Source organism: Streptomyces sp. cmx-4-9 (assembly GCF_046548835.1).
Taxonomy (GTDB): Bacteria; Actinomycetota; Actinomycetes; order Streptomycetales; family Streptomycetaceae; genus Streptomyces.
Genome location: NZ_JAEBEE010000018.1, coordinates 1 through 25,423 on the forward strand (window position 1 = coordinate 1; position 25,423 = coordinate 25,423).

Sequence of the window (25,423 nt, forward strand, 5' to 3'; positions counted from 1 at the left end):
ACGCCCGGTTACATTCCGAACCCGGAAGCTAAGCCTTTCAGCGCCGATGGTACTGCAGGGGGGACCCTGTGGGAGAGTAGGACGCCGCCGAACAATCATTGTGGGATAGCCCCGCACCAGCCCTTCACGGGCATGGTGCGGGGCTTTTCTGCGTTCCGGACCGGGCAAGGCACTATGATCATCTGCCATGAACCAGCACGTGATACGCCCGGTACGAGCCGACGAGTGGGAAAAGGTGAAGGCGCTGCGGATCGCCGCACTGCGCGATCCTGCGGCACCGCTCGCTTTCCTGGAGACGGAGCAGGCCGCCGCCGGCCGGCCCGATGCTTTCTGGCAGGAACGCACGCTGGGGGCTGCGGAGGGGCGGTCCGCACGGCAGTTCATCGCCGAGGCGCCGGACGGCTCCTGGGTCGGGAACGTGGTGGTCCTGGTCGAGGAAGCCGGAGAGGTCGGGATCTTCGACGAGGTCATCGAGGTGCACCAGGGGCACCTGGTGGGGGTCTTCGTGGCGGCCGAGCACCGTGGGACCGGGCTGACGGAGGCGTTGTTCGAGGCGGCGCTGGAGTGGGCCTGGTCGCTGGAGGGGCCGGCGCTGGAACGCGTACGGCTCTTCGTACACGAGAAGAACGAGCGGGCGGCGGCCTTCTACCGGCGGTTCGGGTTCGAGGCCACGGGGTTCGTCGTGCCGATGCCGACGGATCCCTCGGCCCGGGAGCTCGAGTACGCGCTGGTGCGGCCGGCTTAGGACACGGGGTGGGGCAGGTTTGCGTCCGGCCAGCGGGAGCGGGCCTGTTCACGGCTGCGGCACAGGGCCAGCAGCGGAAGCGTCCCGTCTGCCAGGAGGTCCGGGAGCTGCGGGACGGGCGCGACCGCCGCCACGTCGTCCAGGATCAGGGACAGTGGTGGGTCGAGCCGACTGTGGGATGACCGTGCGGCCATGCGACGGCCGTGCTCGACCACGTGCGAGGCGAGTGCGGTCAGCAGGGGCATCGCACCCGGGTGGGTACGGGGGTCCTCGAGCGGTTCACCCACCACGTACAGGCTGCCCCCTTCGTCGAGGAACGAAGCCAGCGTCAGGGAATCCGTCCGGTTGGGGTTGCAGGCCTCGCGGATGTGGATCGACGTGAGGCAGGACAGGGCCCGGGCCGTCAGGTTCTGGGCGAGTTCACGGCGTTCGGGGTGCGCCGTCAGTGCGCTCTCCAGCTCTCCCGCCGCGCCCGGGGCGGCCTGCGGGTGGGTGCGCAGGATGCGCACGGGGTCCTGGGCGCCGTTGCCCTGGGTCCAGCGGTGCAGCTGTTTGAAGGGGCGGTCCTCCAGGGCGACGGCCTGCAGCCAGCTGCGCAGGAGCGTTTCCGCTGTGTCGGCGACGGCGGCGTCCATGCGGGCCTGGGGGCGTACGGGGGCCAGCAGGGCGCGGGCGCGGGAGGCGGCGGTGTCCCGGTCGGCGCAGCCCGCGGCGGGGTTCCAGTGCAGGCGGGCCGGGGTGTCGCACAGGTGGGAGGGGTCGTAGAGGAGGACCGGGCCGAGTTTGGCGCGGGCGTCCTTGGTCTCGGCCCACAGGGTGGGGGACGAGGTGATGACCAGCGCCGCGCCGTCCGCCTCGCGGATGCGTTCTGCGGCTGCCTGGAAGCGGTCCTGGGGGCCGCCGTACGCCATGCGGGGCGTCGGGGCCGTCAGCGGGGTGGACGCGGGTGCCAGGAAGGCCGTGACGGGGGTGGGGCCGGGGGCCGGGGCGGGTGCCCGGGGTGTGGTGTCCGGGTGCTGGGCGGCCGAGGGTTCGGGGGCCGGGGCCGGGACGTGCGCCGGGGGTGCGGGGGCGGGCTGGGGCGCGGGTTGGGGAGCGGGCTGGGGGGTGGGCGTTGCTGCGGCCGGCTGCGGTGCGGGGGTGGCTGCGGCGGCCAGGGCGGTCTGCCGGGCCAGGGCACGGCGGGACTTGGTGCGGGCGAAGACGCCGATGGCGAAGACGATGACCACGAACATGATCAGCAGTTGGCTGAGGAACAGGCCCCAGAACAGACCCCAGCCGGAGAGGGCGGCGGGGTCGGTCTCGGGCCAGGCGCCGGGGAGATCGTGGGGTTGCGCTATCAGGGCGCGGACGGCGTCCGGGGTGCGGGTGAAGGTGACGGTGTCGGGCCAGGCGCCCTTGGCGAACCAGGCGGCGAGGCCCGTCGCGGACCACACCAGCAGGGCGAGGCCGAGCAGGAAGGCGAGGAGGCCGACGAGCAGGCCGTCCGGGACCCCGCCGCGGGCGGGGGGGTCCGTACGTCGTGCGTCGTGCATGGTCAGGCCACCGTGGTGGCGGAGCCGGGGCCGTTTCCGGCGCGGCTGCGTTCGATGGTCAAGGCGCGTTCCTCCGCCTCGAGTTCGGCGGCCAGCAGGTCGTCGGGGAGTCGGGTGGCGGGGGTGGAGGACTCGGTCATGGCGCGGTCGGTGAAGACGAGGGGGCGTTCGGCTTCGGTGATCAGGTGCTTGACCACTTGGACGTTGCCGTTGACGTCCCAGACGGCGATGCCGGGGGTGAGGGTGGGGATGATTTCCACGGCCCAGCGGGGCAGGCCGAGGACGAGGCCGGTGGCGCGGGCCTCGTCGGCTTTCTGGGCGTAGATGGTTCTGGTGGAGGCCATCTTGAGGATGGCGGCGGCCTCGCGTGCGGCGGCGCCGTCGACGACGTCGGAGAGGTGGTGGACGACGGCGACGAAGGACAGGCCGAGGCGGCGGCCGAACTTCAGGAGGCGCTGGAACAGCTGGGCCACGAAGGGGCTGTTGATGATGTGCCAGGCCTCTTCGACCAGGAAGATGCGCTTCTTGCGGTCGGGGCGGATCCAGGTGTGTTCCAGCCAGACGCCGACGATCGCCATGAGGATGGGCATGGCGATGGAGTTGCGGTCGATGTGGGAGAGGTCGAAGACGATCAGCGGGGCGTCGAGGTCGATGCCGACGGTGGTGGGGCCGTCGAACATGCCGCGGAGGTCGCCGTCGACGAGGCGGTCGAGGACCAGGGCCACGTCGAGGCCCCAGGCCCGGACATCGTCTATGTCGACGTTCATGGCGAGCGCCGATTCGGCTTCGGGGTGGCGCAGCTGTTCCACGATGTCGGTGAGGACGGGCTGGCGGTCCCGGATGGAGTCGACGACGTAGGCGTGTGCGACCTTCAGGGCGAAGCCGGCGCGTTCGTCGAGGCCGTGTCCCATGGCGACTTCGATGATGGTGCGCAGCAGCGCGAGCTGGCCGGTGGTGGTGATCGCCGGGTCGAGGGGGTTGAGGCGGATCCCGTCGTCCTTGGCGGCGATGGGGTCCAGGCGGATGGGGGTTATTCCCAGCTGCTGGGCGATGAGGTTCCACTCGCCGACGCCGTCTTCGCCCTGGGCGTCGAGGACGACGACCTGGCGGTCCTTGAAGCGGAGCTGGCGCAGGACGTACGTCTTCTCCAGGGCGGACTTGCCGTTGCCGGATTCGCCGAGGACCAGCCAGTGCGGGGCCGGGAGCTGCTGGCCGTACAGCTGGAAGGGGTCGTAGATGTAGCCCTTGCCGCTGTAGACCTCGCGGCCGATGATGACGCCGGAGTCGCCGAGGCCGGGGGCGGCGGTGGGCAGGTAGACGGCCTGGGCCTGGCCGGTGGAGGTGCGGACGGGCAGGCGGGTGGTTTCGACCTTGCCGAAGAGGAAGCTGGTGAAGGCGTCCGTCAGGGCGGACATGGGATCTCGCATGGGCGGCACTTCCCTCCAGCTAGCGTCGGATGCCGGTGGCGAACGGCAAGGTGTTGACGAAGGCGCGGTGGTGCTCGCGGTCGCACCATTCCAGCTTCAGGTAGGACTTGCCGGCCGAGGCCCGGATGGTCCGCTTGTCGCGGGCGAGGGCTTCGGGTGAACGCGAGGACACCGTGATGTACCCGACGAGGTTGACTCCTGCCGCACCACTGGCGAGATCTTCACCCCTCTGGTCGAGTCGGCCGTGGGCGGCGATGTCGCGGGGGTCGACGGTGCGGTTCATCTTGGCGGCGCGGCTGGCGTCGGCTTCGTCGTTGGTCTTCTCGGTGAGCATGCGCTCGATGGCGATCTCGGTGGGCTCCAGGTCCATGGTGACGGCGACGGTGCGGATGACGTCGGGGGTGTGGACGAGGAGTGGGGCGAGGAAGTTGACGCCGACGGGGGTCATCGGCCACTCCTTCACCCAGGCGGTGGCGTGGCACCAGGGGGCGCGGGTGGAGGACTCGCGGGTCTTGGCCTGGAGGTAGGTGGGTTCCACCGCGTCGAGTTCGGCCGGCCAGGCGTTGCGTTTGGTCATGGCCTGGATGTGGTCGATGGGGTGGTCCGGGTCGTACATGGAGTGCACGAGGGAGGAGAGGCGGCCCTGGCCCAGGGGCTGGCGGACGCGGATGTCGGCTTCGGCGAGGCGGGCGCAGATGTCGGTGAGCTCGCGGGCCATGACGATGGCGAGGCCGGCGTCGCGGTCGGGTTTGCGGCCCTTGTGGGGGGTGCCGGCACGGGCGATGGTGTGGGCCTCGGCGGCGAGGTCGCGGGTGTAGTGCATGCAGGCGACGAGGTAGGCGCGGTGCTGTTCGGAGGAGGTCGACACCATGGACTGGAGCTGGTCGTAGGAGTCGCGCAGCCAGCCGGGGGCCCGGGTGTCGCCGCGTTGGGCGACGTCCTTGGCGTGGGCGTCGGGGTCGGCGGGCAGGGTGCGGGCGAGCATCTGGAGGCGGGTGACGAAGCCGTCGCCGTTGGCCACGTGCTTGAGGAGGGTGCCGAAGCGGTCGACGAGGGCTTCCTGGTCCTCGCTGTCGCGCAGGCCGACGCCGGGGCCCTCGATCTCGATGGCGGCGGTGACGGTGCGGCGGTCGGCGTGCAGGAGTACGGCGATCTCGTCGGGGCCGAAGGGGGCGGCGAGCCAGTTGATGCGGCCGATGCCGGGGGGCGGGCCGACTTCGACTTCGCGGCCGTCGTTGGCGCGGACGCCTGCTTCCATGGCGGTGGAGCGGTAGGCGGTGCCGCGGCGCAGGATGCGCTTGTAGCTGCGCCTGATCTCGAACCAGCGGTAGAAGGTGCGGCCCTTGTAGGGGACGTACACGGCGGCGAGGGCGATCATCGGGAAGCCGACGAGGCTGACGATGCGCAGGGTGAGGGCGGGGACGAGCAGTCCGCTCATCATGCCGAGGAACGCCCCCGCGATGATCAGGGCGATCTCGCCGGTCTCGCGGTTCTTGCCGACGATCGCGTTCGGCCGGGCGCGGCCGATGAGATACGTGCGGCGGGGTGCGACCGGGTGCAGCTGGTGGGACTGGGTCGTCAACGCCCGTCACCTCCTGTGTTCCTCGTGCTCGAGCTCGTGCGGGGCGGGGGTGCGGCGGAGGGGACAGATCCGCCGCCGGCCCCGCCGCCGGAGGGGCGGCTGCTGTGGGCGGCCACGCCTCCGGAGAGGGGGTTGGCGGGGCGGGGGGCGTGGGAGCCGCCGCCGCCTTCGCCTCCGCGGTGGGCGCCGCGGCTGCTGTGGGTCTTGATGCCCTGCGAGACGAGGGAGGCCGGGGAGCTGATGACGGCGGCTGCCTGGGCGCCGTCGGTGGCCTTGCTGCGGTGGGAGCGGGCGGAGGCGATGTCGTCGCCGAAGCCGGGGACGAAGCGGTAGATCATCGCGGAGGCGAAGATCGCCAGGAGGATGATGGCGAGGCCGGTGACGACGGCGGAGAAGGCGTTCGGTCCTTCTTCGCCGGCGAGGGCGCCGGCGAGGCCGAGGACGATGACGATGACCGGCTTCACGAGGATGACGGCGATCATGATGCCGGCCCAGCGGCGGACGTGGCCCCAGAGGTTGCGGTCGACGAGGCCGGCGTAGACGACGACGCCGAGGAGGGCGCCGACGTAGAGGAGCGCGGCCCGGATGAACAGCTCCAGGTAGAGGATGCCGGCGGCGAGGACGGTGACGAGGGCGACGACGATCAGCATGATCGGGCCGCCGCCGATGTCGTCGCCCTTTTTGAGGGCCTCGGAGAAGGAGCCGAAGAAGACGTCGGTCTGGCCGCCGGTGGCGGCGGCGATGACCTCGGTGACGCCGTCGGTGGCGGAGACGACGGTGTAGAGGATCAGGGGGGTGAAGGCGGAGGCGAGGACGGTGAGCCAGAGGAAGCCGATGGCTTCGGACATGGCGGTGGTGAAGGGGACGCCGCGGACGGCTCGTTTGGCTACGGCGAAGAGCCACAGGACGAGGGTCAGGATGGTGGAGGCGGCGAAGACGACGGCGTACTGCTTGAGGAAGGTGGGGTTGGTGAAGTCGACTTCGGCCGTGCCTTTGACCGCTTCGCTGAGCTTGCCGACGATCCAGGCGGCGGCGTCGGCGCAGCCTTTGGCGAGGGAGGCGAGGGGGTTGAGGGCGTCGGCGCCGTCACTGGGTGCCAGACCTGTCCTGGGGCCCCCGCCGGTCGTGCCTGCGTCGTTCTCGCAGTACTGCTTGGAGGGCCCGTCGAGCAGGGCGCAGGGGTCGTTGCTCGTCTGGGGGCTCGGGGTTCCGCCGGGGGTGGGCGTTGGCGTCGGAGCGGCGTTGGCGCGGGTGGCGAGTGCCACGACGGCCAAGTGGACGGAGGTGATGACGCCCAGCCGGGCCGGGAGCCGGAGGCTAGCGGGCATAGGTGAATCCTCCGAAGTCCGTGATGGCCTTGCTCATGTCGTCGGACGTCGACACGGGGACATCGCCGGGGACCGGAGCGGGTCCGTCCTGCTGGGTGTCGTCCAGGACCTTCCAGTCGTCGCCGACCCAGCCCAGCTCGAAGGTCCAGGTCCTCCAGAGGGTCCGGACCGGGTCGGTCGACTTGGCGCCGGACATGCCGATCAGGCCCGTGTACCAGACGGCGACTTTCGCACCGGCGGGGGTGTAGCTCTCGACTCTGGTCCCGATCGGGACGGTGCGGGTGACGAAGGTGCTGCCTTGCGGAGGGTTGCCGTTCGGGTCGAGGCCGAGCTTGGACAGGAACTCCGCCGAGTACACGGCGTCCTGCGGACCCTTCATACGGGCGGCCACGTCGGGTGCGTAGATGCCGTCGACCAGGACGTGGCGGGTGTCCTTCTTGAACATGCCGTCGGAGCCGAGGGCGACCGCGTAGTTGGCGGCTGCCGACTGGGCGCCCTGTTCGTCGTGGGCGAAGCCCTTCGGGATGCCCGCCGTCTTGTCCGTGACCGGGGTGGTTCCGGTGGGGGAGGTGGCGGAGGATGCCGGTGGTTTGTCGGAGGACTCGTTCTGCGGGGTGTCCGGGCTTTGGTTCGCGAACGCGATGGCGGCGATCAGGAGGACCACCACGCCGACGACCGTGACCAGGCTCTTGGAGGCGCGGGGGGTGCGGCGGGTGGGGCCGTACGGGTCGGTGGGGGAGTCCGGGAGGCGGGTGCGGGTCTGGCCCGTGCCGCCGACCTCGCCGTGGCTGCCGCTGCCGCCGCCGTACTGATCGTCGCTGCTCATTGCGTGTCCGCCCCCTCCGCGTCGTCCGACGGTAGCGCTGGTTCCCGCGTAGGTGCGGTGTGGTGAGTCCTCATCAGGTGCGGCCGCGGCGGCCCGGACAGGGCTAGACGGCCATCCCGTAGACGATCGTGAAGAGCGTGCCGAGGGAGCCGATGATGAAGACGCCGGTCAGGCCGGCCACGATCAGGCCCTTGCCCTGTTCCGCGCTGAAGGTGTCGCGCAGGGCTGTCGCTCCGATGCGCTGTTTGGCCGCGCCCCAGATGGCGATGCCGAGGCACAGGAGGATGGCCACGGCCATGACCACTTCGATCATGACCTTCGCTTCGTTGCCGAGACTGCCGAACGGCCCCCAGTTCGGGGCGATTCCGCCGATGATGGTGGTAATGTCGCCCTTTTCGGCTGCCAGGATCATGTAACTCACCGCCCCAATATGGGTAGTTCGGGTAGCCCGTGCCCAACGGCAGGGGTCACTCACTATCTTCGCTGATGAAACCGCAGCCGTCGTCGACTTGACGGCTCTCTTTACCCGATCTCCCGGCTCGTGGCCCCGTCTCCGCGTCCTGACCTGGGGCGGGGCGGTGTGCGGGCGCGAGAAACGTATGGTCACTCTGTGTATCACGGGGGGTGACCCCGGGCAATGATTGTCGTCCCGGCGTACGGGGGGTGGTACGCCGGGCGGCTGTTCGGCGCAGCGGGTGCGCGTGTCGTTGGGCCGTCCCGCGTACATATGTCCGACATTCCGTCAGTCATTCGTCCGGGCCGGGTGGTGGGGGCGCGGTCAGGTCCAGTGGGCGGGGTGGGTGAAGGGGGCGGGGAGGCGGGTGGCGGGGGTGCCCCGGGCTGCGTTCAGCTGGGCCTGGCTGAGGAAGAGCGCGTCGCGCAGGTCGGCGCCGCCGAGGTCGGCGTCGCGGAGGTCCGCTCCGATCAGGTCGGCCGTGCGCAGGTCGGCGCGGTTGAGGTCGGCGGCGATCAGGTAGGCGCCGCGGAGGTTCGCGCCGCGCAGGTCCGCTCCGCCGAGGCGGGCGCCCATGAGGTCCGCGCCGCGGTGGTTCTTCTTGCGGCCGGGCACCTTCGCGCGGGCGAGTTCGCTCGCCCTGAGGAGGAGGGGGTTGATCCGTCCGCGGAGTGCGCCCACGTCCAGTCCTGTGAGGGCCTGCGCCTCGGCGCGGGTCCACTCCTCGGTCTCGGCCAGGGCGCGGCGCAGGTCCGCGTGGACCGGGGCGGCGTCCGGGAGGGCCAGGGCCTGCGCCGTGTGGAAGAGCAGCTCGTGCAGCTGGCGCATCACGGGGAAGACCTCGAACATCTGCCGGGCCGTCCCGCTGTGGGCGCGCCAGTCGCGGCCGCCGAAGGTGGTCTGGGAGACCTGCTGGCCGGCGCCGAAGCAGTCGAAGACCGTGCAGCCCTGGAACCCCTGGTCGCGCAGCCGGGTGTGGATGCCGCAGCGGAAGTCGTCCCGGAGGTTGGTGCAGGGCGTTCCGGCGGGTTTGTCCGCGGCGAAGTCCCGGGACTTCGCGAAGGGGAGGGCGACGCAGCAGAGGCCGAAGCAGTTGCCGCAGTCCGCCTGCAGGACGGGCAGGGGGACGGGGGGCGGGAGGGCGGGGAGCGGGGACACGTTCCATTGTCACCCGTGCAGGGAGCGGAGCGTCATCTGGACGGCGGACCAGGGCGTGCCGTCGACCTCTTCCACGTCCTCGACGACCTGCACCGTTTGGAAGCCCAGCTTCTCGTAGATCCGCAGGGCGGCGGTGTTGTGGGCCCAGACGCCGAGGCTGATCTCCGGGAGGGCGAGCTCGCCGAAGCCGCGTTCCACGGCGAGGGACACCAGGTGTCGGCCGAGGCCGCGGCCGCGGGCGGCCGGGGCGATCAGGACCCGGCCGAGGCGGGTGCCGAGGAAGGAGCAGTGTCCGACGGGCCCGGCGCCGGGGGAGACGGCGGTCCAGGTGCGGCGGCCGGGCTCGGCGGCGTACGCGGTCAGCTCGGCGTCGTCCAGCGGCCAGGAGAAGGAGGGGCCGGCCCAGGTCAAGAGTGCGGTGCGGCTGGTGACCCAGGTGCGCAGCAGGGGGGTGTCCTCGGACGGGTGGAAGGGGCGCAGCGTCAGTGCGGGCTGGTCCGTCATGGGACGAGTATCAAGTACGGCGGTGGGGGCGGGGGTTGGCGGTGGCGGGCTGGTGGAGCGGGTTACCTGTGGGTAGCGTGCGGGCATGGGTGCTGCCGAGGGGTTCTACGAGCGGATCGACGCCGGACGGTTCCGGGCCACGGCCTTCACGCGCGGCCCCTGGGATGCGGGCGCGCAGCATGCCGGGCCGCCGGCGGCGCTGCTCGGGCGGGCTGTCGAGGAGCGGCCCGGCGGGCGGACGGACCTGCGGATCGCCCGGATCACGTACGAGATCCTGCGGCCGGTGCCGATCGGGGTGCTGGAGGTCGCCACGAGCGTGCTGCGGTCGGGTTGCGGCACCGAGGTCGTCGAGGCCGCGCTGACCCCGGCGGGTGCGCAGGCTCCGGTGATGCTCGCGCGGGCGCTGCGCATCCGGGTGGCCGCGCAGGGGGTGCCGGCCGTGGCGCCGGGGCCGCAGGTGCCGCCGCCCGGGGAGGCCGTGGGCACGCCGTTCTTTCCGGTGGCGTGGGAGACCGGCTACCACACGGCGATGGAGGCCCGGTTCACGGAGGGGGCGTTCACGGAGCCGGGGCCGGGCACGTGCTGGCTGCGGATGCGGGTGCCGCTGGTCTCGGGGGAGGGGATCCGGCCGCTGGACCGGGTGCTGACGGCCGCCGATTCCGGGAACGGCATCAGCTCGGTGCTCGACGTCGGCCGGTACGTCTTCGTCAACGGGGACCTCACGGTGCACCTGCACCGCCACCCGGTCGGGGAGTGGGTCTGTGTGGAAGCGCGGACGAGCGTGGACGCGGCCGGCATCGGGCTGGCGGACGCCCGGCTGCACGACGAGAAGGGCCCGGTCGGGCGCAGCGCGCAGAGCCTGTTCGTCGCCCCGCGCTAGGCACGGCCAACCCGGTTCCATGGGGCGGGAGATGGCGGTGCGGGGCCGGCCGGGCGCTCCGCCCCGGGGGCCGCGGCGGTGCGGGGGCGCAGGGGGTGGGCGGGCGTGCCCCTGGTGGGCGGGCCGGGGGGCTGGACGGCGGTCTTCCGCCGCGTTGAAGATGATCCTAAGAAGGACAAAAGCATTGCCGGTGCGGCGGGTTCGCCGCGCAGCAAGTGGGCTAGTAGGACAGGCGACACGGGCAATGCGCGGCGGAAACCGGTGGCCATGGGGGAGGGTTGACGGGTGCGCAGATTCTGGAAGTTCGGCGGGATCGGGTTCGGGGTGTTCCTGAGCTTCCTCCTTCTCCTCGTCGTGGGGACGTACTCGGCGGCGGCGGGCCTGGTGGGCGGGGGCGCGGGCGGCGGCCGTGCGGTGGGGCTGGTGAAGGGTGCCGTACCCGCGAAGTACCAGTCCCTGGTGGAGAAGTGGGGCAACCTGTGCCCGGCGATCACCCCGGCGCTGCTCGCCGCCCAGCTGTACTCGGAGAGCGGCTGGAACCCGAGCGCGGTCAGTCCGGCGGACGCGCGGGGCATCGCGCAGTTCATCCCGGGGACCTGGGCGGGCCACGGCATCGACGGGGACGGGGACGGCGACCGGGACATCTGGGACCCCGCCGACGCCATCCCGTCGGCGGCCTCGTACGACTGCGAGCTGGCCAAGGACGTGGCGAGCGTTCCGGGGGACGCGACGGCGAACATGCTCGCGGCCTACAACGCGGGTGCGTACGCGGTCATCCGGTACGGCGGGGTGCCCCCGTACAAGGAGACCCAGGGGTACGTGAAGACGATCACCACGCTGGCGAAGAGCTTCGCGCGGCCGGTGGGCCGGGTCGCCCCCTCCCAACAGGCCGCGGGCGCGATCTACTTCGCGCAGAAGCAGCTCGGGACTCCGTACCTGTGGGGCGGGAACGGGACCCCCGAGCAGAACGGGCGCTTCGACTGCTCGGGGCTGACCAAGGCGGCGTACGAGACGGTGGGCATCGAGCTGCCGCGGGTGGCGAACGACCAGTACAACGCCGGCCCGCACCCCTCGCGGGGCGAACTCCTCCCCGGCGACCTGGTGTTCTTCTCCGACGATCTGACGAATTCCCGGGACATCCGGCACGTCGGGCTCTACGTGGGCGGCGGATACATGATCAATGCCCCGTACACCGGGGCCGTGATCCGCTTCGACAAGATCGACACCCCGGACTACTTCGGGGCGACGCGCGTGACGAAGGACGGCGCGGCCGCCCTGCCGGAACGAGCGGCCGCGGGCCCGGCCGCCGGTAACTCACCGTAAACCAAAGGCCCTGAGCTGCGACGATGAGTCACTCTTCGATAACGTTGGGGTGATCATTCGGTGGAGAGTGGAACGTAGTTGTCGGAACCTGCGTTCCATGGGCACAGAGGTTGATCACAGTGGGGGGCGAAGGGGCGCGCGCAGCGGTGCGCCCGAAGGGGACCACGGCAAGAGCAAGGGGCCGCATCACCATGGCTGGACTCACGACGGGTGGGCCGAACGTGGATGTCAGCCTGCTGTACGAGGTCAACGGGATCGCGCGGTACGCCCCGGACTGGATCGACCGGGCCGTCGGCCTGGCCGGCGGGTACGGAATTCTGCTCGCCCTGGTGGTCCTGGTCCTGTGGTGCTGGCGCGGCGCGCGCCGCCAGGACGAGGCCACCGCCGCCGAGTCCTTCGCCGCCCTGGTGTGGGCCCCGCTCGCCGCCTCGCTGGCCCTCATGGTCAATGTGCCGCTGCGTGCGTTCGTGGCGCGGCCGCGGCCGTTCCGGCAGTACGCGGGGCTGGAGGTGCTCGATCCCGGCCTGCAGGGCGGGGCCCTGACGGGCGGCACGGACTTCTCCTTCGTCAGCGGCCACGCCACCCTCGCCATGGCCCTGGCCGTCGGCCTGTTCGTGGCGAACCGCAGGCTCGGGCTCATCGGCATCGGGCTCGCCCTCGCCGAGGGCTTCTGCCGCGTCTACAGCGGCGTGCACTACCCGACGGACGTCATCGGCGGGTTCGCGCTCGGCACCGCCGTGGTGCTGCTGCTCGCGCCGCTGGCGATGGCCCTGCTGGCCCCTGTGGTGCGGGCGGTGGCGCGCGCACCGCGCGCCGCGTTCCTGGTGCGGGCCCGCGGGGGCGTGCTGCCCCGGCCGGTCGACCTGCCCCAGGCCCAGGCCCCGGCTGCCGACCAGCTGCCCCACGAGAGCGACCTGGCCGCCTGAGGCACCCGTACGCCCCTGCCGCGCCGGCCTGAGGCAGCAGTACGCCCTTGAGGCACCCGGCCGCCCGAGTGCCCGGGCGTACGGGGTCTGCCGGGGGTTCAGGCACTCGCGTACGAGCCCCAGACCGCCAGCAGGACCGCCACCACCAGGCAGAGCCCCGCCGCGCCGAAGCACAGGCGCACCGCCGCCGGGCGGGTGCGCGGACGGGCGTGTGGGCGGGGGCGCGTGCGCGGGCGGGGTGTCACTGCTCACCGGGTTCGTTGCCGGGCCCGCCGGGGCCCGGGCCCCCGGGGTCGTCGCGGCGGTGGCGGGAGCGCAGCCACAGGCCGGTGGCCACCGCCGCGGCGGTGGTCAGCCCGATGGCCAGGGCCACGTCGCCGGGGCCGTCCGCCGAGCCCACGGGTCGGGCCCAGGCCGGTGCGGCCGGGCCCAGCGCGATGAGCAGGGCCCAGAGGAGGGCCGTGAGGCGGGCTGCGGGTCCTGGCATGAGTCCAGGGCATCCGCTCCCGGGCGGCCCGGCCAGCCGGGCCGTCCGAACGGGCGACACGCCGGGCGCCGGGCCCGTACGCGCCGCCGCCCGCGCCGGGCGGCTACTGCCCGCGGTCGGTGTGCCGGGCGGCGTCCTTGCGGGCCAGGTCGCGGGAGCGGCGGGCCGGGCCGGACCAGCCGCAGCTGCAGAGCGCGAGGCAGAAGGCCCCGCGTTCGGTGGTGGAGGTGGTGTGCGGGCCCCCGGGCGGCTGCGGGGGACTCCCGCCGCCCTGCTCGGGCGACTTCCCCGGGAGCGGCACGGTGGTGAGCGGAGGGTTCCACGTCGCTTCGGTGTGCGGTTCCACCCGTCCACGGTACCCGGCGCGGCGCGGCCGCCGGGACACGGCGGCCCGTGACGGGAAACCCCGGACCTCGTTAAGCGGAGCGGGTGGGGGCCTCGGGCAAACAGCGGTCACGCGTTGGGGGTTGGCAGGCGATGGTGGTGCACCAGCACAGGCGGCGGCGCGGACATCCGGGTGGGGCGGTGCTCGCCTTCGGCCTCGCGCTCGCGGCGCTGGGCGGCTGCGGCCGCGCCGACGCCGGCGACGGCCGCGGCGGCGCGGACCCGCCCCCCGCGGACGCGGCGAAGGCGGTGGCGGCCGTGCGCGGGGCCGCCGACGTGCTCGCGCGGACCGGGAGCGCGCAGGCCCGGACGGCGATGGAGATGGCCACGGGCGGCACCCGGGTCACGATCCACGGCGAGGGCGGCGTCGATTTCACCCACCGGATGGGCCAGCTCCTGGTGATGCTGCCCGCCGACGTGACGGGCAAGCCCGGGCACCGGCCGATCACCGAGCTGCTGGCGCCCGGCGCCCTGTACATGAAGAACCGCGGCGCCGGCGTCCCCGACGACAAGTGGGTGCGGGTCGACACCACCACCCTCGCCGACGGGAACCTGGTCACCGGCGGGGCCACCGACCCGATGACCGCGGCCGAGCTGCTGCGCGGCGTCGAGCAGGCGGTGTACGTGGGGAAGACCGAGGTGGCGGGTGTCGCGGTGCGGCACTACCGGGGGACCACCGACATCGGGCGGGCCGCGCAGAGTGCCTCACCGGAGGTGAAGGGGGCGCTGGAGGCGGCGGCGAAAGGGTTCAGCAAGGACACCGTGCCCTTCGACGTCTACCTGGACGAGGAGGGGCGCCTGCGGAAGGTCCGGCACCGCTTCAGTTACGTCAACAATGGCGTGATCGATGTCTCGTCCACCACGCTGCTGTACGGGTTCGGCACGCCGGTGCGCGTCGTATTGCCCGCAAACGGGGACATCTACGCCGGGAGGATCGCCGAATAGCCGACCCGGCGGCCCCGCGGCAGCGCGATCGGGCCATGCCGGGTATCCGGAAATGGTCCATCCGTGTCATGCGCGCCGCACTGCCCCCTCCCTACGCTGGGAAGCCGAGCGCCGACGGGCGATGGCGGCAGATTGAGGTGACACGCGTGACTCCCGCAGGCGGCATGACGGTGCAGGACCACGTGGCTCTCGCCGAGATCGAGCTGTGCGGCGAATTGATCATCGCGGCCTCGGCGGCCGACGAGGAGCGGCTCAGCCTCGACCGGATCGACGAGGTCCTGCTGGGGCCGTAGCCGGCGGGCGGGGCGGCGGGCCAGGCGGCGGGCGGGCGTCCGACCCGGGGCGGGTCAGGTGCGCAGCAGGCGGGCGATGGCCTTGGTGGCCTCCTCCACCTTCGCGTCGATCTCGGTGCCGCCCTTGACGGCCGCGTCGGCCACGCAGTGGCGCAGGTGCTCCTCCAGCAGTTGGAGGGCGAAGGACTGCAGCGCCTTCGTGCTGGCCGAGACCTGGGTGAGTATGTCGATGCAGTACACGTCCTCGTCGACGAGCCGCTGCAGGCCCCTGATCTGGCCTTCGATACGGCGCAGCCGCTTGAGGTGCTCGTCCTTGCTGTGGTGGTAGCCGTGCACCGCGCCCTGTGCGCCCGGGTCGGCGTCCGGGGCGGTGCCGGTGTGCGCGTCCGCGGCGGGGGCGGGGCCGGGGCCGGCTCCGGAGCCTTCCGTCTCGATGGCCGTCATGCGTCCTCCCGTGGTCCGGAACGAGGGGGTGCATACCCCTCATGGGTATAGAATACCGGGCTCTGCCGGCAGGGGCAGGGGTCCGTGGTCCTCACTGTGCCCGATGGAGGACACTGGGGAACTGCCGGTTAGCCGTGGCAGGGGGATGCGCCTAGCATCAGCCTGACCGAACCCAATGCACCCCGAGGACCTCACGTGCGATTTCGTCTGACCCCCAGGGAGACGAGCTTCTATGACATGTTCGCCGCATCCGCGGACAACATCGTCACGGGCTCCAAGCTCCTGATGGAACTGCTCGGAGCGGATTCCTCCGCCCGGGCCGAGATCGCGGAACGGATGCGGGCGGCGGAGCACGCGGGGGACGACGCCACCCACGCGATCTTCCACCAGCTGAACTCCTCCTTCATCACGCCCTTCGACCGCGAGGACATCTACAACCTGGCCTCGTCGCTCGACGACATCATGGACTTCATGGAGGAGGCGGTCGACCTGGTCGTCCTCTACAACGTGGAGGAGCTCCCCAAGGGCGTCGAGCAGCAGATCGAGGTCCTGGCGCGGGCGGCCGAGCTGACGGCCGAGGCCATGCCGCACCTGCGGACGATGGACAACCTGACCGAGTACTGGATCGAGGTCAACCGCCTGGAGAACCAGGCCGACCAGATCCACCGCAAGCTGCTCGCCCAGCTCTTCAACGGCAAGTACGACGCCATGGAGGTGCTGAAGCTCAAGCAGATCGTCGACGTGCTCGAAGAGGCCGCCGACGCGTTCGAGCACGTTGCGAACACGGTGGAGACCATCGCGGTCAAGGAGTCCTGAACCACGTGGACACCTTCGCTCTGATCGTGACCATCGGTGTCGCGCTCGGTTTCACGTACACCAACGGTTTCCACGACTCCGCGAACGCCATCGCCACCTCGGTCTCCACCCGGGCGCTGACCCCGCGGGCCGCGCTCGCGATGGCCGCCGTCATGAACCTCGCCGGCGCCTTCCTGGGCAGCGGGGTCGCCAAGACGGTCAGTGAGGGCCTCATCGAGACGCCCCACGGGAACCGGGGCATGTGGATCCTCTTCGCGGCGCTGGTCGGCGCGATCGTCTGGAACCTGATCACCTGGTACTTCGGCCTTCCCTCCTCGTCCTCGCACGCCCTGTTCGGCGGCATGGTCGGTGCGGCCCTCGCGGGCGGCACCGAGGTCATCTGGACCGGTGTGGTCGAGAAGGTCGTCATCCCGATGTTCATCTCGCCGGTGGTCGGCCTGGTGGTCGGCTACCTGGTGATGGTGGCCATCTTGTGGATGTTCCGCCGCGCCAACCCGCACAAGGCCAAGCGTGGATTCCGTATCGCGCAGACGGTGTCCGCGGCGGGCATGGCCCTCGGCCACGGCCTGCAGGACGCCCAGAAGACCATGGGCATCGTGATGATGGCCCTGGTCATCGCCGACGTGCAGGCCGCGGGCGACGCGATCCCGGTGTGGGTCAAGATCGCCTGCGCCGTGATGCTGTCGCTGGGTACGTACGCGGGCGGCTGGCGCATCATGCGCACCCTCGGCCGCAAGATCATCGAGCTGGACCCGCCGCAGGGCTTCGCGGCGGAGACCACCGGCGCGTCGATCATGTTCGGCTCGGCCTTCCTCTTCCACGCGCCCATCTCCACCACCCACGTGATCACCTCGGCGATCATGGGTGTCGGGGCGACCAAGCGGGTGAACGCGGTCCGCTGGGGCGTCGCCAAGAACATCATCCTGGGCTGGTTCATCACCATGCCGGCGGCCGCCCTGGTGGCCGCGCTGAGCTTCTGGGTCGTGGACCTGGCCTTCGTCCCGTAGCCGTACGCGCCGCGGGACGGCGCCCGCGCACGGCGCGCAACGGTGACGAAAGCGGGCCGGCTCCCCCCACCCAGGGGGAGCCGGCCCGCTTCTTTCTTCCGCCTTGCGGTGGCACCGCCATGCAGCACCGCAGGACGTCCGGGTCACGCGGCGGGGCCGCGTGAGGTCTGGCAGGCCCAGGGCGTCGCAGTGTAGAACAGGGTCTAGCCGAAGCGGCCGGAGATGTAGTCCTCGGTCGCCTGCACGGACGGGTTGGAGAAGATCCGGTCCGTGTCGTCGATCTCGACGAGCTTGCCGGGCTGGCCGACCGCCGAGAGGTTGAAGAAGGCGGTGCGGTCCGACACGCGGGCGGCCTGCTGCATGTTGTGCGTCACGATGACGATCGTGAAGCGCTCCTTGAGCTCGCCGATCAGGTCCTCGATCGCGAGGGTGGAGATCGGGTCGAGCGCCGAGCAGGGCTCGTCCATCAGCAGGACCTGCGGCTCGACCGCGATGGCGCGGGCGATGCACAGGCGCTGCTGCTGACCGCCGGAGAGGCCGGAGCCGGGCTTGTTCAGCCGGTCCTTGACCTCGTTCCAGAGGTTGGCGCCCTTCAGGGACTTCTCGACGACGTCGGCGAGCTCGGCCTTCTTGAAGCTGCCGTTGAGCCGCAGGCCCGCCGCCACGTTGTCGAAGATCGACATGGTGGGGAAGGGGTTGGGGCGCTGGAAGACCATGCCGACCGTGCGGCGGACCGCGACGGGGTCCACGCCGGCTCCGTACAGGTTCTCGTCGTCCAGCAGGACCTTGCCCTCGACGCGGCCGCCGGGGGTGACCTCGTGCATGCGGTTCAGGGTGCGCAGGAAGGTGGACTTGCCGCAGCCGGACGGGCCGATGAAGGCCGTCACGGAGCGGGGCTCGACCGTCATCGAGATGTCGTCGATCGCTTTGTGGGCGCCGTAGAAGGCGGAGAGGCCGCTGACGTCGATTCGCTTGGCCATGAGGGGTCACATCGCTTTCAAGTCGCGTCAGCGACCGGTCTTCGGGGCCTTCCAGCGGGCTACGCCGCGAGCCACCAGATTGAGGATCATGACGAAGGCGATCAGGACGAGGGCTGCGGCCCAGGCCCGGTCGTAGGAGGCGTCACTGCCGACCTTGTACTGCTCCCAGATGTAGAGGGGGAGCGAGGACTGGGCACCTTCGAAGGGGTTGTTGTTGATCAGCTGCGAACCGAAGACCAGCAGCATGATCGGGGCGGTCTCGCCGGCGATGCGGGCCACCGCCAGCATGACACCGGTGGAGATGCCGCCGATGGCCGTGGGGAGTACGACCTTCAGGATGACGCGCCACTTGGGCACACCGAGGGCGAGGGCGGCCTCGCGCAGCTCGTTCGGGACGAGCTTGAGCATCTCCTCGGTGGAGCGGACCACGACGGGCATCATCAGGATCGACAGGGCCATGGCGCCGGCGAATCCGGAGGGGCCGAAGCCGAGCATCAGGTTCCACGTCGTCAGGATGAACAGGCCCGCGACGATCGAGGGGATGCCGGTCATCACGTCGACGAAGAAGGTGACGGCCTTGGCGAGGGAGCCCCGGCCGTACTCGACCAGGTAGACGGCGGTCAGCAGGCCGACCGGAGCGGCGATCAGGGTCGCCAGGCCCACCTGCTCCAGGGTGCCGATCAGGGCGTGGTAGACGCCGCCGCCCTGCTCGAAGCTGGTCACGCCGTTCATGGAGTGGCCGAGGAAGTCCCCGTCGAGGACCGTGAGGCCGCGGCTGACCGTGGTCCACATCAGCGAGAGCAGCGGGATCACCGCGAGGATGAAGCAGACCCACACGACGGAGGTGGCGACGCGGTCCTTGGCCTGGCGGCGGTTCTCGACGACCGCGCTGGCGGTGTACGTCACGAGGACGAACAGCAGGGCTGCGAGCAGGCCCCACTGGACCTTGCTCTGGAGGCCGAAGACGAGACCGGCGCCGGCGCCGAGGGCGACGGAGAGGACGCCGATGGCGGCGGGGGCCCAGCGGGGCAGGCCGCCCCGGGTGAGGCCCGCGGGTGCGGCGGACGTGGCGGCCCGCGCGGGGCGCTGGTCCTGGAGTGCGTGGCTCATCAGGCGTTCGCCCCCGAGAAGTCCTTGCGGCGCGCGATGATCAGGCGGGCCGCACCGTTGACCAGCAGGGTGAGCAGGAAGAGGACCAGGCCGGAGGCGATCAGTGCGTCGCGGCCGAACTCGTTGGCCTCGTCGAACTTCGCGGCGATGTTCTGCGCGAAGGTGCCGCCGCCCGGGTCGAGGATGCGCAGGGAGATGAGGAAGCTCGGCGACAGGACGGTCGCGACGGCCATGGTCTCGCCGAGGGCGCGGCCGAGGCCCAGCATGGAGGCGGAGATGACCCCGGAGCGGCCGAAGGGCAGCACGGACATCCGGATGACCTCCCAGCGGGTCGCGCCGAGGGCCAGGGCGGCCTCCTCGTTCATGCGCGGGACCTGGAGGAAGACCTCGCGGCTGACGCTGGTCACGATCGGCAGGATCATGATCGCGAGCAGGATGCCGACGGTGAAGAGCGAGCGGGCCACGCCGGCCTGGGACTTGTCGAAGACGTAGGTCCAGCCCAGGTACTGGTCGAGCCACAGGTTCAGGCCCGCGAGCTGCGGCACCAGGAAGAGGGCGCCCCAGATGCCGTAGATGATCGACGGCACGGCGGCCAGCAGGTCGACCACGTAGGCCAGCGGTGCGGCCAGCTTGCGCGGCGCGTAGTGCGAGATGAATAGGGCGATGCCGACGGCGATCGGGACCGCGATGGCCATGGCGATGACGGAGCTGACGACGGTGCCGAAGAGCAGGACGGCGATGCCGAAGACGGGCGGGTTGGCCGATGCGTTCCAGTCGAAGGTGGTGAGGAAGTTCCCCTCGTTCTTCGACAGGGCGATCGAGGCGCGGTAGGTGAGGAAGACGGCGATCGACGCCATGATCACCAGGAGGAGGATGCCGGAGCCCTGGGAGAGCCCGGCGAAGATCTTGTCACCGGCGCGGCCGGTGGACCTCGTGCTCCTGGAGACAGGCGGAGCCTGGTCCATCTGGGTGGGTGTGGTGGAAGCCATGGTCTTTCCGGTCTGGGTGGGGGGCGGGCCCCCGGGCGGCGGTGCACCGGATTTCCCCGGGTGGAGGGGAAGGGTCCCGGGGCCGGTCCGCGCCCCGGACGGGGGAGCGGACCGGGCCCCTGGGCTCGGACTAGGCCAGCGAGGCGATGATGTCGCGGACCTTGGCGTTGATCTCGGCCGGGATCGGCGCGTAGCCGTTCTCGAGGAGGATCTTCTGGCCCGCGTCGGACGCGGTGTAGTTCAGGAAGGATTTCACGGTCGGCAGGGTCTCGGCCTTGTTGCCCTTGTCGCAGACGACCTCGTAGGTCACCAGGACGATCGGGTACGCGCCCTCGGCCTTGGTGGTGTAGTCGAGCTTCAGGGCCAGGTCGCTGCCGGTGCCGGCGATCTTGGCGGCGGCGATGGCCTTGGAGGCGTTCTCGCCGGTGGCCTTGACCGGGGCGGCTGCGCCCGTGTTCAGGTCGACCGTCTTGATGTTCTGCGAGGTGGCGTAGGACAGCTCGAAGTAGCCGATGGAGCCGTCGACCTGCTTGACCTGGGTGGCGACGCCCGCGGAGCCGGAGGCGCCGAGGCCGCCCGGGGCGGGCCACTTCTTCGCGGCCTCGTGCGGCCAGGCGTCACCGGCGGTGGCCTTGAGGTACTTGCCCAGGTTCTCGGTGGTGCCCGAGTCCTCGGAGCGGTGGAAGTGCTGGATCGCGGTGCCGGGGAGCGTGACGCCGGGGTTCAGCTTCTTGATCGCCTCGTCGTCCCACTTCTTGATCTTGTCGTTGAAGATGTTGGCGACCGTGGCGGCGTCCAGGTTCAGCTTGTCCACGCCGGCGACGTTGAAGCCGAGGGCGATCGGGCCGCCGACCATCGGGAGGTCGATGCCCTGGCCGCCGGTGCAGATCTTCTTGGACTCCTCGACCTGCTCCGGCTTCAGCGCCGAGTCGGAGCCGGCGAAACCGACCGTGCCCTGGTTGAAGGCGACGATGCCCTCGCCGGAGGAGGAGGACTTGTAGTTCACCTCGACGCCCGAGCAGGCGGCCATGTAGTTCTTGACCCACAGGTCCACCGCGTTCTTCTGGGCGGAGGAGCCCGAGGCCAGGAGCTTGCCCTTGGCGTCGCCACACGTGATGTCGCCCGCGGCGGCCGCCGGCTTGCTGGAGGCGGAGCCGTTGTCCTTGGTGTTGTCGTCCGAGCCGCACGCCGTGAGGACCAGGGCGCCGGACACGACAAGCGCCCCGAGGGCGGAGGCACGAAGCATGTTCTTGCGCTGAAGCTTCACTTTCGGGTGTTCCTTCCAGAAGCCGCCGGCCGCTTTCTGTGTCGGGGCGGCGTGCGAAGAGGACTGCGTCGTCTGCGTGGCCGAGCCGCCCGAACTGCGGGCCGCTCTCACCGTGCACAGCCGAAACTAGTCAGATCAAGTGAAGGCGCCGACGGGCCCGAGTGAACGGACGGTGAACCGTGGCGGACGGCCCGGTGCGACCCGTGGCCAGGCCATGCGGACGCCGTCGGCCGTTACCCTTCCGTTACCCCGGAACGGCTGCGGCCTGCGGCAGCCAGAGCCCCCGGAAGGCGGACCGGGCCGCCTCCGCCTCGTGCCGCTGGTCGGCGTGCAGCACCCCGAGGGCGTACGCCGTGGCCGGGGCGATCCGCGGGGTGCGGGCCGCCGTCGCCGACGCCGCCGCGGCCTCGGCGGCGTCCCGGTGGAGGTCCAGGGCCCGGCCCGCCGCCGCCAGCCGGGCCACGTCCTCGCCGAGCGCCTCCCGGGCGTAGCGGTGGATGCGCAGCAGGCGGCGTACCTCGTGCCACAGGCCGTCGTGGTCGCAGTTGTACGGGTGGGCGCCGCCGTCCACCGGTGGCAGCGCCGAGACCGCCGCCGACAATCGGGTTTCGGCCACCCCGGCGAGCGGAACCAGCACCTCCGAGACCTGTCCGCGGGCCGCGACCACGTCCAGCGGGACCTCCGAGGCCAGCACCGCCACCGCGTCCGCGACCGCGTGGAAGCGGGCGGAACCGAGGGCCTGGAGCGTCGCCGAATGGGCGCGGGTGCGGGCCAGGGTCAGCTGGCGCTCCAGCAGGGCGCCCGCCCGCGCCGAGCCCACCGTCAGGGCCCCCGCGGTACCGCGCGGCGCCGGGACGTCCGGGGACCCCGACAGCCGGTGCAGCGCCTCCATGAGACGGGTCAGCCGGGCCGCGTGGGCGTGCTCGTCGGCCAGGGTCGAGGACAGCCACACCAACTCGGTGCGCAGCCCGTCGGCCCAGGCCGACTCGGTCACCGCCCGGAACGTGGCCAGGGATCCGCTGATGCGGCGCGCAGCCCCCCGCAGGCTGCGCCCCGCATCACCGCCGTCCGCGGCGTCCGCCCCGCCCGCCGCGCTCTCGCCGTGCAGACGCAGCGCGCGCAGGAAAGCGGTGGCCTGGCTGCGCAGGTACGCACCGAGCACGTCACCCGCGCGGGCCTTCAGGTCATGGTTTGGCTGAGCCACGCCGGCGCCTCCGGGCGTCTATGAGCGTCTCCTGTACGTGCCGCAGCGGCTGTCCCTCTGCGTCGGTGCTGTGCCGGGTCCACTCCCCGTCCGGGCCCAGGTGCCAGGAGGAGGTGGCGTCGGACATGCCGGTCTGCAGCATCCGGTCCAGGGCCAGCCGGTGGGCCGGGTCGGCGACCCTGACCAGGGCCTCGATGCGACGGTCGAGGTTGCGGTGCATCATGTCGGCGCTGCCGATCCACACTTCGGGCTCGCCGCCGTTTCCGAAGGCGAAGACGCGCGAGTGCTCCAGGAACCGGCCGAGGACCGAGCGGACCCGGATGTTCTCCGAGAGCCCGGGCACCCCGGGCCGTACCGCGCAGATCCCGCGGACCCAGATGTCGACGGGCACGCCCGCCTGGGCGGCCCGGTACAGCGAGTCGATCAGGGCCTCGTCGACGATCGAGTTCATCTTCATGCGCACGTACGCGGGGCGGCCGGCCCGGTGGTGGTCGGCCTCCTTGTCGATGCGCGCTATCAGCCCGTCGCGCAGCGAGCGCGGGGCGACCATCAGCCGGCGGTAGGTCTCGCGGCGGGAGTAGCCGGAAAGCCGGTTGAACAGGTCGGAGAGGTCCGCGCCGACCTGCGGGTCCGCGGTGAGCAGACCGAGGTCCTCGTACAGCCGGGCGGTCTTGGGGTGGTAGTTGCCGGTGCCGACATGCGAGTAGCGGCGCAGCTGGTCGCCCTCCTGGCGCACGACGAGCGACAGCTTGCAGTGGGTCTTCAGGCCGACGAGCCCGTACACGACGTGGCAGCCGGACTCCTCCAGCTTGCGCGCCCACTTGATGTTGGCCTGCTCGTCGAAGCGGGCCTTGATCTCCACCAGGACGAGGACCTGCTTGCCGGAGTCGGCGGCGTCGATCAGGGCGTCCACGATCGGGGAGTCGCCGGAGGTCCGGTAGAGGGTCTGCTTGATGGCCAGGACGTCCGGGTCGCCCGCGGCCTGCTCCAGGAAGGCCTGCACCGAGGTGGAGAAGGAGTCGTACGGGTGGTGCAGCAGGACGTCCCGCTCGCGCAGCGCGGCGAAGATGTCGGGCGCGGAGGCGGACTCGACCTCGGCCAGGTCCCGGTGGGTGCCGGCGACGAACTTGGGGAACTTCAGCTCCGGCCGGTCCAGCGCGGCGATGCCGAAGAGGGCCGTCAGGTCCAGCAGGCCGGGCAGCGGGTACACCTCGGAGGCGTTGACCTTCAGCTCCTGCACGAGGAGGTCCAGGACGCCCGGGTCGATGGACTCCTCGACCTCCAGGCGCACCGGCGGCCCGAAGCGGCGCCGCATGAGCTCCTTCTCCAGGGCCTGGAGGAGGTTCTCGGCGTCGTCCTCCTCGACTTCGAGGTCCTCGTTGCGGGTCACGCGGAACATGTGGTGCGCGAGCACCTCCATGCCGGGGAACAGCTCCTCCAGGTGCGCCGCGATGACGTCCTCCAGCGGGACGTAGCGCTGCGGGGAGGCCTCCAGGAAGCGGGAGAGCAGCGGCGGGACCTTGACCCGGGCGAAGTGGCGGTGGCCGCTGACCGGGTTGCGTACGACGACGGCCAGGTTCAGGGACAGGCCGGAGATGTACGGGAAGGGGTGCGCGGGGTCCACGGCCAGCGGGGTCAGCACCGGGAAGATCTGGTTCCGGAACAGCGTGAAGAGCCGGGCCTGCTCCTTCTCGGTGAGGTCGGGCCAGCGGATCAGGTGGACGCCCTCCTCGGCCAGCGCCGGGGAGATGTCCTGCTGGAAGCAGGCGGCGTGGCGGGCCATGAGCTCGCGCGAACGCGTCCAGATCAGGTCCAGCACCTCACGGGGCTGGAGGCCGGAGGCCGAACGGGTGGCGACACCGGTCGCGATACGCCGTTTGAGGCCGGCCACGCGGACCATGAAGAACTCGTCGAGGTTGCTCGCGAAGATCGCCAGGAAGTTCGCCCGCTCCAGGAGCGGGGTCGTCGGGTCCTCGGCGAGCTCCAGCACCCGCTCGTTGAAGGCCAGCCAGCTGCGCTCCCGGTCGAGGAAGCGGCCCGGGGGCAGCTCGTCGCCGTCCTTGTCGTCGTAGGCGTCCAGATCGGCGTCAAGATCAGGCTCGAGGTCGACGTGGGGGCGGTGCGCGGAGATGGAGCCTATGCGGGCGTGCGCTCCGGTGACCGCGAGACCGGACGGGCCGCCGGGGGAGGCGGCGGCGGAGGTGTGAGACGGCTGCTGGGCGGGGACCTCGGTGGGGCCTGCGCTGGGCTTGTGGCTCATGACTCCATTGTTCCGCGCGCGCGGAAGGACAGGCGCGTCGGAGGCGTCGGCCGTCAGTCGGAGGCGGGGCGGCTGCATGGGGGGAGAGTCGCAAGCGCGTCTTAATGGGTGGTGAATGGCGTGTGGCATCCCGGGTCAGGCTTGAGGCGAAGCCCTTCGCCTCCGGCGGGGCTGGGTTGCGGGCCGGGCCTTGCCCGTACGGGCCCTTCGCCTCCGGCGGGGCTGCCTGGCCGGAGCCGAGGCCTGGCGGCCGGGCCCGGCCGCGTCGGGGCTCTTCGCCTCAAGCGCCGGCGGGGCTGGGTTTGCGGGGCGGCGTCCTGGCGGCTGGGCCTGGGCTGCGCCCGGGCTATCGCCTCAAGCGCCGGCGGGGCTGGGTTTGTGGGCCGGGGGCCTGCCTGTTCGGGCCTGGCTGCGCCGGGGCTTTTCGCCTCAAGCGCCGGCGGGGCTTGGGGGGCCGGGTCGGGGGTGGGGGGGCGGTGCCCCTCCGGAGGGTCCTCCTCGGCTCGCGCACTGAGCTCTGGCTGCGAGGGGTTGGTCCGGGGTTGCGCG

Annotated in this window: 25 protein-coding genes and 1 rRNA gene; 9 read left to right on the top strand and 17 right to left on the bottom strand. The window is 71.6% G+C overall.

What is annotated here, in order from left to right:
• Both rrf and ACLJTM_RS34290 read left to right on the top strand, forming a co-directional pair.
• Positions 1 to 93, top strand: a 5S ribosomal RNA gene (rrf, locus tag ACLJTM_RS34285); the annotation flags it as partial.
• A gap of 94 nt (positions 94 to 187) precedes the next feature.
• Positions 188 to 745, top strand: coding sequence for a GNAT family N-acetyltransferase (locus ACLJTM_RS34290; protein WP_411107738.1), 558 nt, complete (start codon positions 188 to 190; stop codon positions 743 to 745).
• Here the strand turns inward: ACLJTM_RS34290 and ACLJTM_RS34295 are convergent.
• The 8 genes from ACLJTM_RS34295 to ACLJTM_RS34330 form a co-directional block, all read right to left on the bottom strand.
• Positions 742 to 2,280 (bottom strand): type VI secretion protein, encoded by a 1,539-nt coding sequence (locus ACLJTM_RS34295; protein ID WP_411107739.1) that lies wholly within the window; start codon positions 2,278 to 2,280, stop codon positions 742 to 744. The genes ACLJTM_RS34290 and ACLJTM_RS34295 overlap by 4 nt on opposite strands.
• A gap of 2 nt (positions 2,281 to 2,282) precedes the next feature.
• A complete protein-coding gene (locus ACLJTM_RS34300; protein ID WP_411107740.1) occupies positions 2,283 to 3,707 on the bottom strand; it encodes an ATP-binding protein in 1,425 nt (474 codons plus the stop codon).
• Between the two features lie 19 nt (positions 3,708 to 3,726).
• On the bottom strand, positions 3,727 to 5,289 hold the full coding sequence (locus ACLJTM_RS34305) for an SCO6880 family protein (protein ID WP_411107741.1): 1,563 nt from the start codon (positions 5,287 to 5,289) through the stop codon (positions 3,727 to 3,729).
• On the bottom strand, positions 5,286 to 6,617 hold the full coding sequence (locus ACLJTM_RS34310) for a hypothetical protein (RefSeq protein ID WP_411107742.1): 1,332 nt from the start codon (positions 6,615 to 6,617) through the stop codon (positions 5,286 to 5,288). Before ACLJTM_RS34310 ends, ACLJTM_RS34305 begins: the two co-directional genes overlap by 4 nt.
• Positions 6,607 to 7,443: a hypothetical protein gene (locus tag ACLJTM_RS34315; protein ID WP_411107743.1), complete on the bottom strand. Its 837-nt coding sequence runs from the start codon at positions 7,441 to 7,443 to the stop codon at positions 6,607 to 6,609. The genes ACLJTM_RS34310 and ACLJTM_RS34315 overlap by 11 nt, the downstream gene beginning before the upstream one ends.
• Before the next feature lie 103 nt (positions 7,444 to 7,546).
• The gene (locus ACLJTM_RS34320; RefSeq protein ID WP_008742356.1) at positions 7,547 to 7,855 is read right to left on the bottom strand and encodes a hypothetical protein; all 309 of its coding nucleotides are present in this window, start codon (positions 7,853 to 7,855) and stop codon (positions 7,547 to 7,549) included.
• 366 nt (positions 7,856 to 8,221) lie between these two features.
• Entirely contained in the window at positions 8,222 to 9,055 is an 834-nt protein-coding gene (locus ACLJTM_RS34325; protein WP_411107744.1) for a pentapeptide repeat-containing protein, read from the bottom strand.
• Between the two features lie 9 nt (positions 9,056 to 9,064).
• Positions 9,065 to 9,559, bottom strand: coding sequence for a GNAT family N-acetyltransferase (locus ACLJTM_RS34330; protein ID WP_411107745.1), 495 nt, complete (start codon positions 9,557 to 9,559; stop codon positions 9,065 to 9,067).
• An 85-nt stretch (positions 9,560 to 9,644) separates the two neighbouring features.
• On the opposite strand from ACLJTM_RS34330, the gene ACLJTM_RS34335 reads away from it, so the two are divergent.
• From ACLJTM_RS34335 to ACLJTM_RS34345, 3 genes are all read left to right on the top strand, one after another.
• Positions 9,645 to 10,439: a thioesterase family protein gene (locus ACLJTM_RS34335; protein ID WP_411107746.1), complete on the top strand. Its 795-nt coding sequence runs from the start codon at positions 9,645 to 9,647 to the stop codon at positions 10,437 to 10,439.
• A 285-nt stretch (positions 10,440 to 10,724) separates the two neighbouring features.
• Complete coding sequence (locus ACLJTM_RS34340) at positions 10,725 to 11,762, top strand: NlpC/P60 family protein (RefSeq protein ID WP_411107747.1); 1,038 nt, start codon at positions 10,725 to 10,727, stop codon at positions 11,760 to 11,762.
• 191 nt (positions 11,763 to 11,953) lie between these two features.
• A complete protein-coding gene (locus tag ACLJTM_RS34345; protein WP_411107748.1) occupies positions 11,954 to 12,688 on the top strand; it encodes a phosphatase PAP2 family protein in 735 nt (244 codons plus the stop codon).
• Between the two features lie 241 nt (positions 12,689 to 12,929).
• Here the strand turns inward: ACLJTM_RS34345 and ACLJTM_RS34350 are convergent, their stop codons facing one another.
• Both ACLJTM_RS34350 and ACLJTM_RS34355 read right to left on the bottom strand, forming a co-directional pair.
• On the bottom strand, positions 12,930 to 13,175 hold the full coding sequence (locus ACLJTM_RS34350; protein ID WP_411107749.1) for a hypothetical protein: 246 nt from the start codon (positions 13,173 to 13,175) through the stop codon (positions 12,930 to 12,932).
• 103 nt (positions 13,176 to 13,278) lie between these two features.
• The gene (locus ACLJTM_RS34355; RefSeq protein WP_411107750.1) at positions 13,279 to 13,521 is read right to left on the bottom strand and encodes a hypothetical protein; all 243 of its coding nucleotides are present in this window, start codon (positions 13,519 to 13,521) and stop codon (positions 13,279 to 13,281) included.
• Positions 13,522 to 13,652: 131 nt separating this feature from the next.
• On the opposite strand from ACLJTM_RS34355, the gene ACLJTM_RS34360 reads away from it, so the two are divergent.
• Positions 13,653 to 14,504: a hypothetical protein gene (locus ACLJTM_RS34360; RefSeq protein WP_411107751.1), complete on the top strand. Its 852-nt coding sequence runs from the start codon at positions 13,653 to 13,655 to the stop codon at positions 14,502 to 14,504.
• A gap of 146 nt (positions 14,505 to 14,650) precedes the next feature.
• Positions 14,651 to 14,797, top strand: coding sequence for a hypothetical protein (locus ACLJTM_RS34365; protein WP_167347275.1), 147 nt, complete (start codon positions 14,651 to 14,653; stop codon positions 14,795 to 14,797).
• 54 nt (positions 14,798 to 14,851) lie between these two features.
• On the opposite strand, the gene ACLJTM_RS34370 is transcribed toward ACLJTM_RS34365, so the two are convergent.
• Positions 14,852 to 15,241: a metal-sensitive transcriptional regulator gene (locus ACLJTM_RS34370; protein ID WP_411107752.1), complete on the bottom strand. Its 390-nt coding sequence runs from the start codon at positions 15,239 to 15,241 to the stop codon at positions 14,852 to 14,854.
• 195 nt (positions 15,242 to 15,436) lie between these two features.
• Between ACLJTM_RS34370 and ACLJTM_RS34375 the strand changes: the two genes are divergently transcribed.
• Positions 15,437 to 16,057 carry a DUF47 domain-containing protein gene (locus ACLJTM_RS34375; protein ID WP_385221708.1) on the top strand — a complete coding sequence of 207 codons (621 nt, stop codon included), beginning with the start codon at positions 15,437 to 15,439 and terminating at the stop codon, positions 16,055 to 16,057.
• 5 nt (positions 16,058 to 16,062) lie between these two features.
• Positions 16,063 to 17,064, top strand: a complete 1,002-nt coding sequence (locus ACLJTM_RS34380) for an anion permease (protein ID WP_411107753.1) — start codon at positions 16,063 to 16,065, stop codon at positions 17,062 to 17,064.
• A gap of 203 nt (positions 17,065 to 17,267) precedes the next feature.
• Here the strand turns inward: ACLJTM_RS34380 and pstB are convergent, their stop codons facing one another.
• The 6 genes from pstB to ACLJTM_RS34410 form a co-directional block, all read right to left on the bottom strand.
• Positions 17,268 to 18,044, bottom strand: a complete 777-nt coding sequence (gene pstB, locus ACLJTM_RS34385; protein ID WP_411107754.1) for a phosphate ABC transporter ATP-binding protein PstB — start codon at positions 18,042 to 18,044, stop codon at positions 17,268 to 17,270.
• A 27-nt stretch (positions 18,045 to 18,071) separates the two neighbouring features.
• The gene (gene pstA / locus ACLJTM_RS34390) at positions 18,072 to 19,154 is read right to left on the bottom strand and encodes a phosphate ABC transporter permease PstA (protein ID WP_411107755.1); all 1,083 of its coding nucleotides are present in this window, start codon (positions 19,152 to 19,154) and stop codon (positions 18,072 to 18,074) included.
• The gene (gene pstC, locus ACLJTM_RS34395; protein ID WP_411107756.1) at positions 19,154 to 20,143 is read right to left on the bottom strand and encodes a phosphate ABC transporter permease subunit PstC; all 990 of its coding nucleotides are present in this window, start codon (positions 20,141 to 20,143) and stop codon (positions 19,154 to 19,156) included. The genes pstA and pstC overlap by 1 nt, the downstream gene beginning before the upstream one ends.
• A gap of 130 nt (positions 20,144 to 20,273) precedes the next feature.
• Complete coding sequence (pstS, locus tag ACLJTM_RS34400; protein WP_411107757.1) at positions 20,274 to 21,410, bottom strand: phosphate ABC transporter substrate-binding protein PstS; 1,137 nt, start codon at positions 21,408 to 21,410, stop codon at positions 20,274 to 20,276.
• 244 nt (positions 21,411 to 21,654) lie between these two features.
• Positions 21,655 to 22,614 carry a CHAD domain-containing protein gene (locus tag ACLJTM_RS34405; protein WP_411107758.1) on the bottom strand — a complete coding sequence of 320 codons (960 nt, stop codon included), beginning with the start codon at positions 22,612 to 22,614 and terminating at the stop codon, positions 21,655 to 21,657.
• On the bottom strand, positions 22,595 to 24,874 hold the full coding sequence (locus ACLJTM_RS34410; RefSeq protein WP_411107759.1) for an RNA degradosome polyphosphate kinase: 2,280 nt from the start codon (positions 24,872 to 24,874) through the stop codon (positions 22,595 to 22,597). The genes ACLJTM_RS34405 and ACLJTM_RS34410 overlap by 20 nt, the downstream gene beginning before the upstream one ends.
• Positions 24,875 to 25,423 lie beyond the last annotated feature (549 nt).

Excerpts from the sequence above, each read along its gene's own strand:
- ACLJTM_RS34290 (WP_411107738.1), top strand. The coding sequence starts at position 188 with ATGAACCAGCACGTGATACGCCCGGTACGAGCCGACGAGTGGGAAAAG.
- ACLJTM_RS34295 (WP_411107739.1), bottom strand. The coding sequence starts at position 2,280 with ATGCACGACGCACGACGTACGGACCCCCCCGCCCGCGGCGGGGTCCCG.
- ACLJTM_RS34300 (WP_411107740.1), bottom strand. The coding sequence starts at position 3,707 with ATGCGAGATCCCATGTCCGCCCTGACGGACGCCTTCACCAGCTTCCTC.
- ACLJTM_RS34310 (WP_411107742.1), bottom strand. The coding sequence starts at position 6,617 with ATGCCCGCTAGCCTCCGGCTCCCGGCCCGGCTGGGCGTCATCACCTCC.
- ACLJTM_RS34315 (WP_411107743.1), bottom strand. The coding sequence starts at position 7,443 with ATGAGCAGCGACGATCAGTACGGCGGCGGCAGCGGCAGCCACGGCGAG.
- ACLJTM_RS34320 (WP_008742356.1), bottom strand. The coding sequence starts at position 7,855 with ATGATCCTGGCAGCCGAAAAGGGCGACATTACCACCATCATCGGCGGA.
- ACLJTM_RS34330 (WP_411107745.1), bottom strand. The coding sequence starts at position 9,559 with ATGACGGACCAGCCCGCACTGACGCTGCGCCCCTTCCACCCGTCCGAG.
- ACLJTM_RS34335 (WP_411107746.1), top strand. The coding sequence starts at position 9,645 with ATGGGTGCTGCCGAGGGGTTCTACGAGCGGATCGACGCCGGACGGTTC.
- ACLJTM_RS34345 (WP_411107748.1), top strand. The coding sequence starts at position 11,954 with ATGGCTGGACTCACGACGGGTGGGCCGAACGTGGATGTCAGCCTGCTG.
- ACLJTM_RS34350 (WP_411107749.1), bottom strand. The coding sequence starts at position 13,175 with ATGCCAGGACCCGCAGCCCGCCTCACGGCCCTCCTCTGGGCCCTGCTC.
- ACLJTM_RS34360 (WP_411107751.1), top strand. The coding sequence starts at position 13,653 with ATGGTGGTGCACCAGCACAGGCGGCGGCGCGGACATCCGGGTGGGGCG.
- ACLJTM_RS34370 (WP_411107752.1), bottom strand. The coding sequence starts at position 15,241 with ATGACGGCCATCGAGACGGAAGGCTCCGGAGCCGGCCCCGGCCCCGCC.
- pstB (WP_411107754.1), bottom strand. The coding sequence starts at position 18,044 with ATGGCCAAGCGAATCGACGTCAGCGGCCTCTCCGCCTTCTACGGCGCC.
- pstA (WP_411107755.1), bottom strand. The coding sequence starts at position 19,154 with ATGAGCCACGCACTCCAGGACCAGCGCCCCGCGCGGGCCGCCACGTCC.
- pstC (WP_411107756.1), bottom strand. The coding sequence starts at position 20,143 with ATGGCTTCCACCACACCCACCCAGATGGACCAGGCTCCGCCTGTCTCC.
- ACLJTM_RS34410 (WP_411107759.1), bottom strand. The coding sequence starts at position 24,874 with ATGAGCCACAAGCCCAGCGCAGGCCCCACCGAGGTCCCCGCCCAGCAG.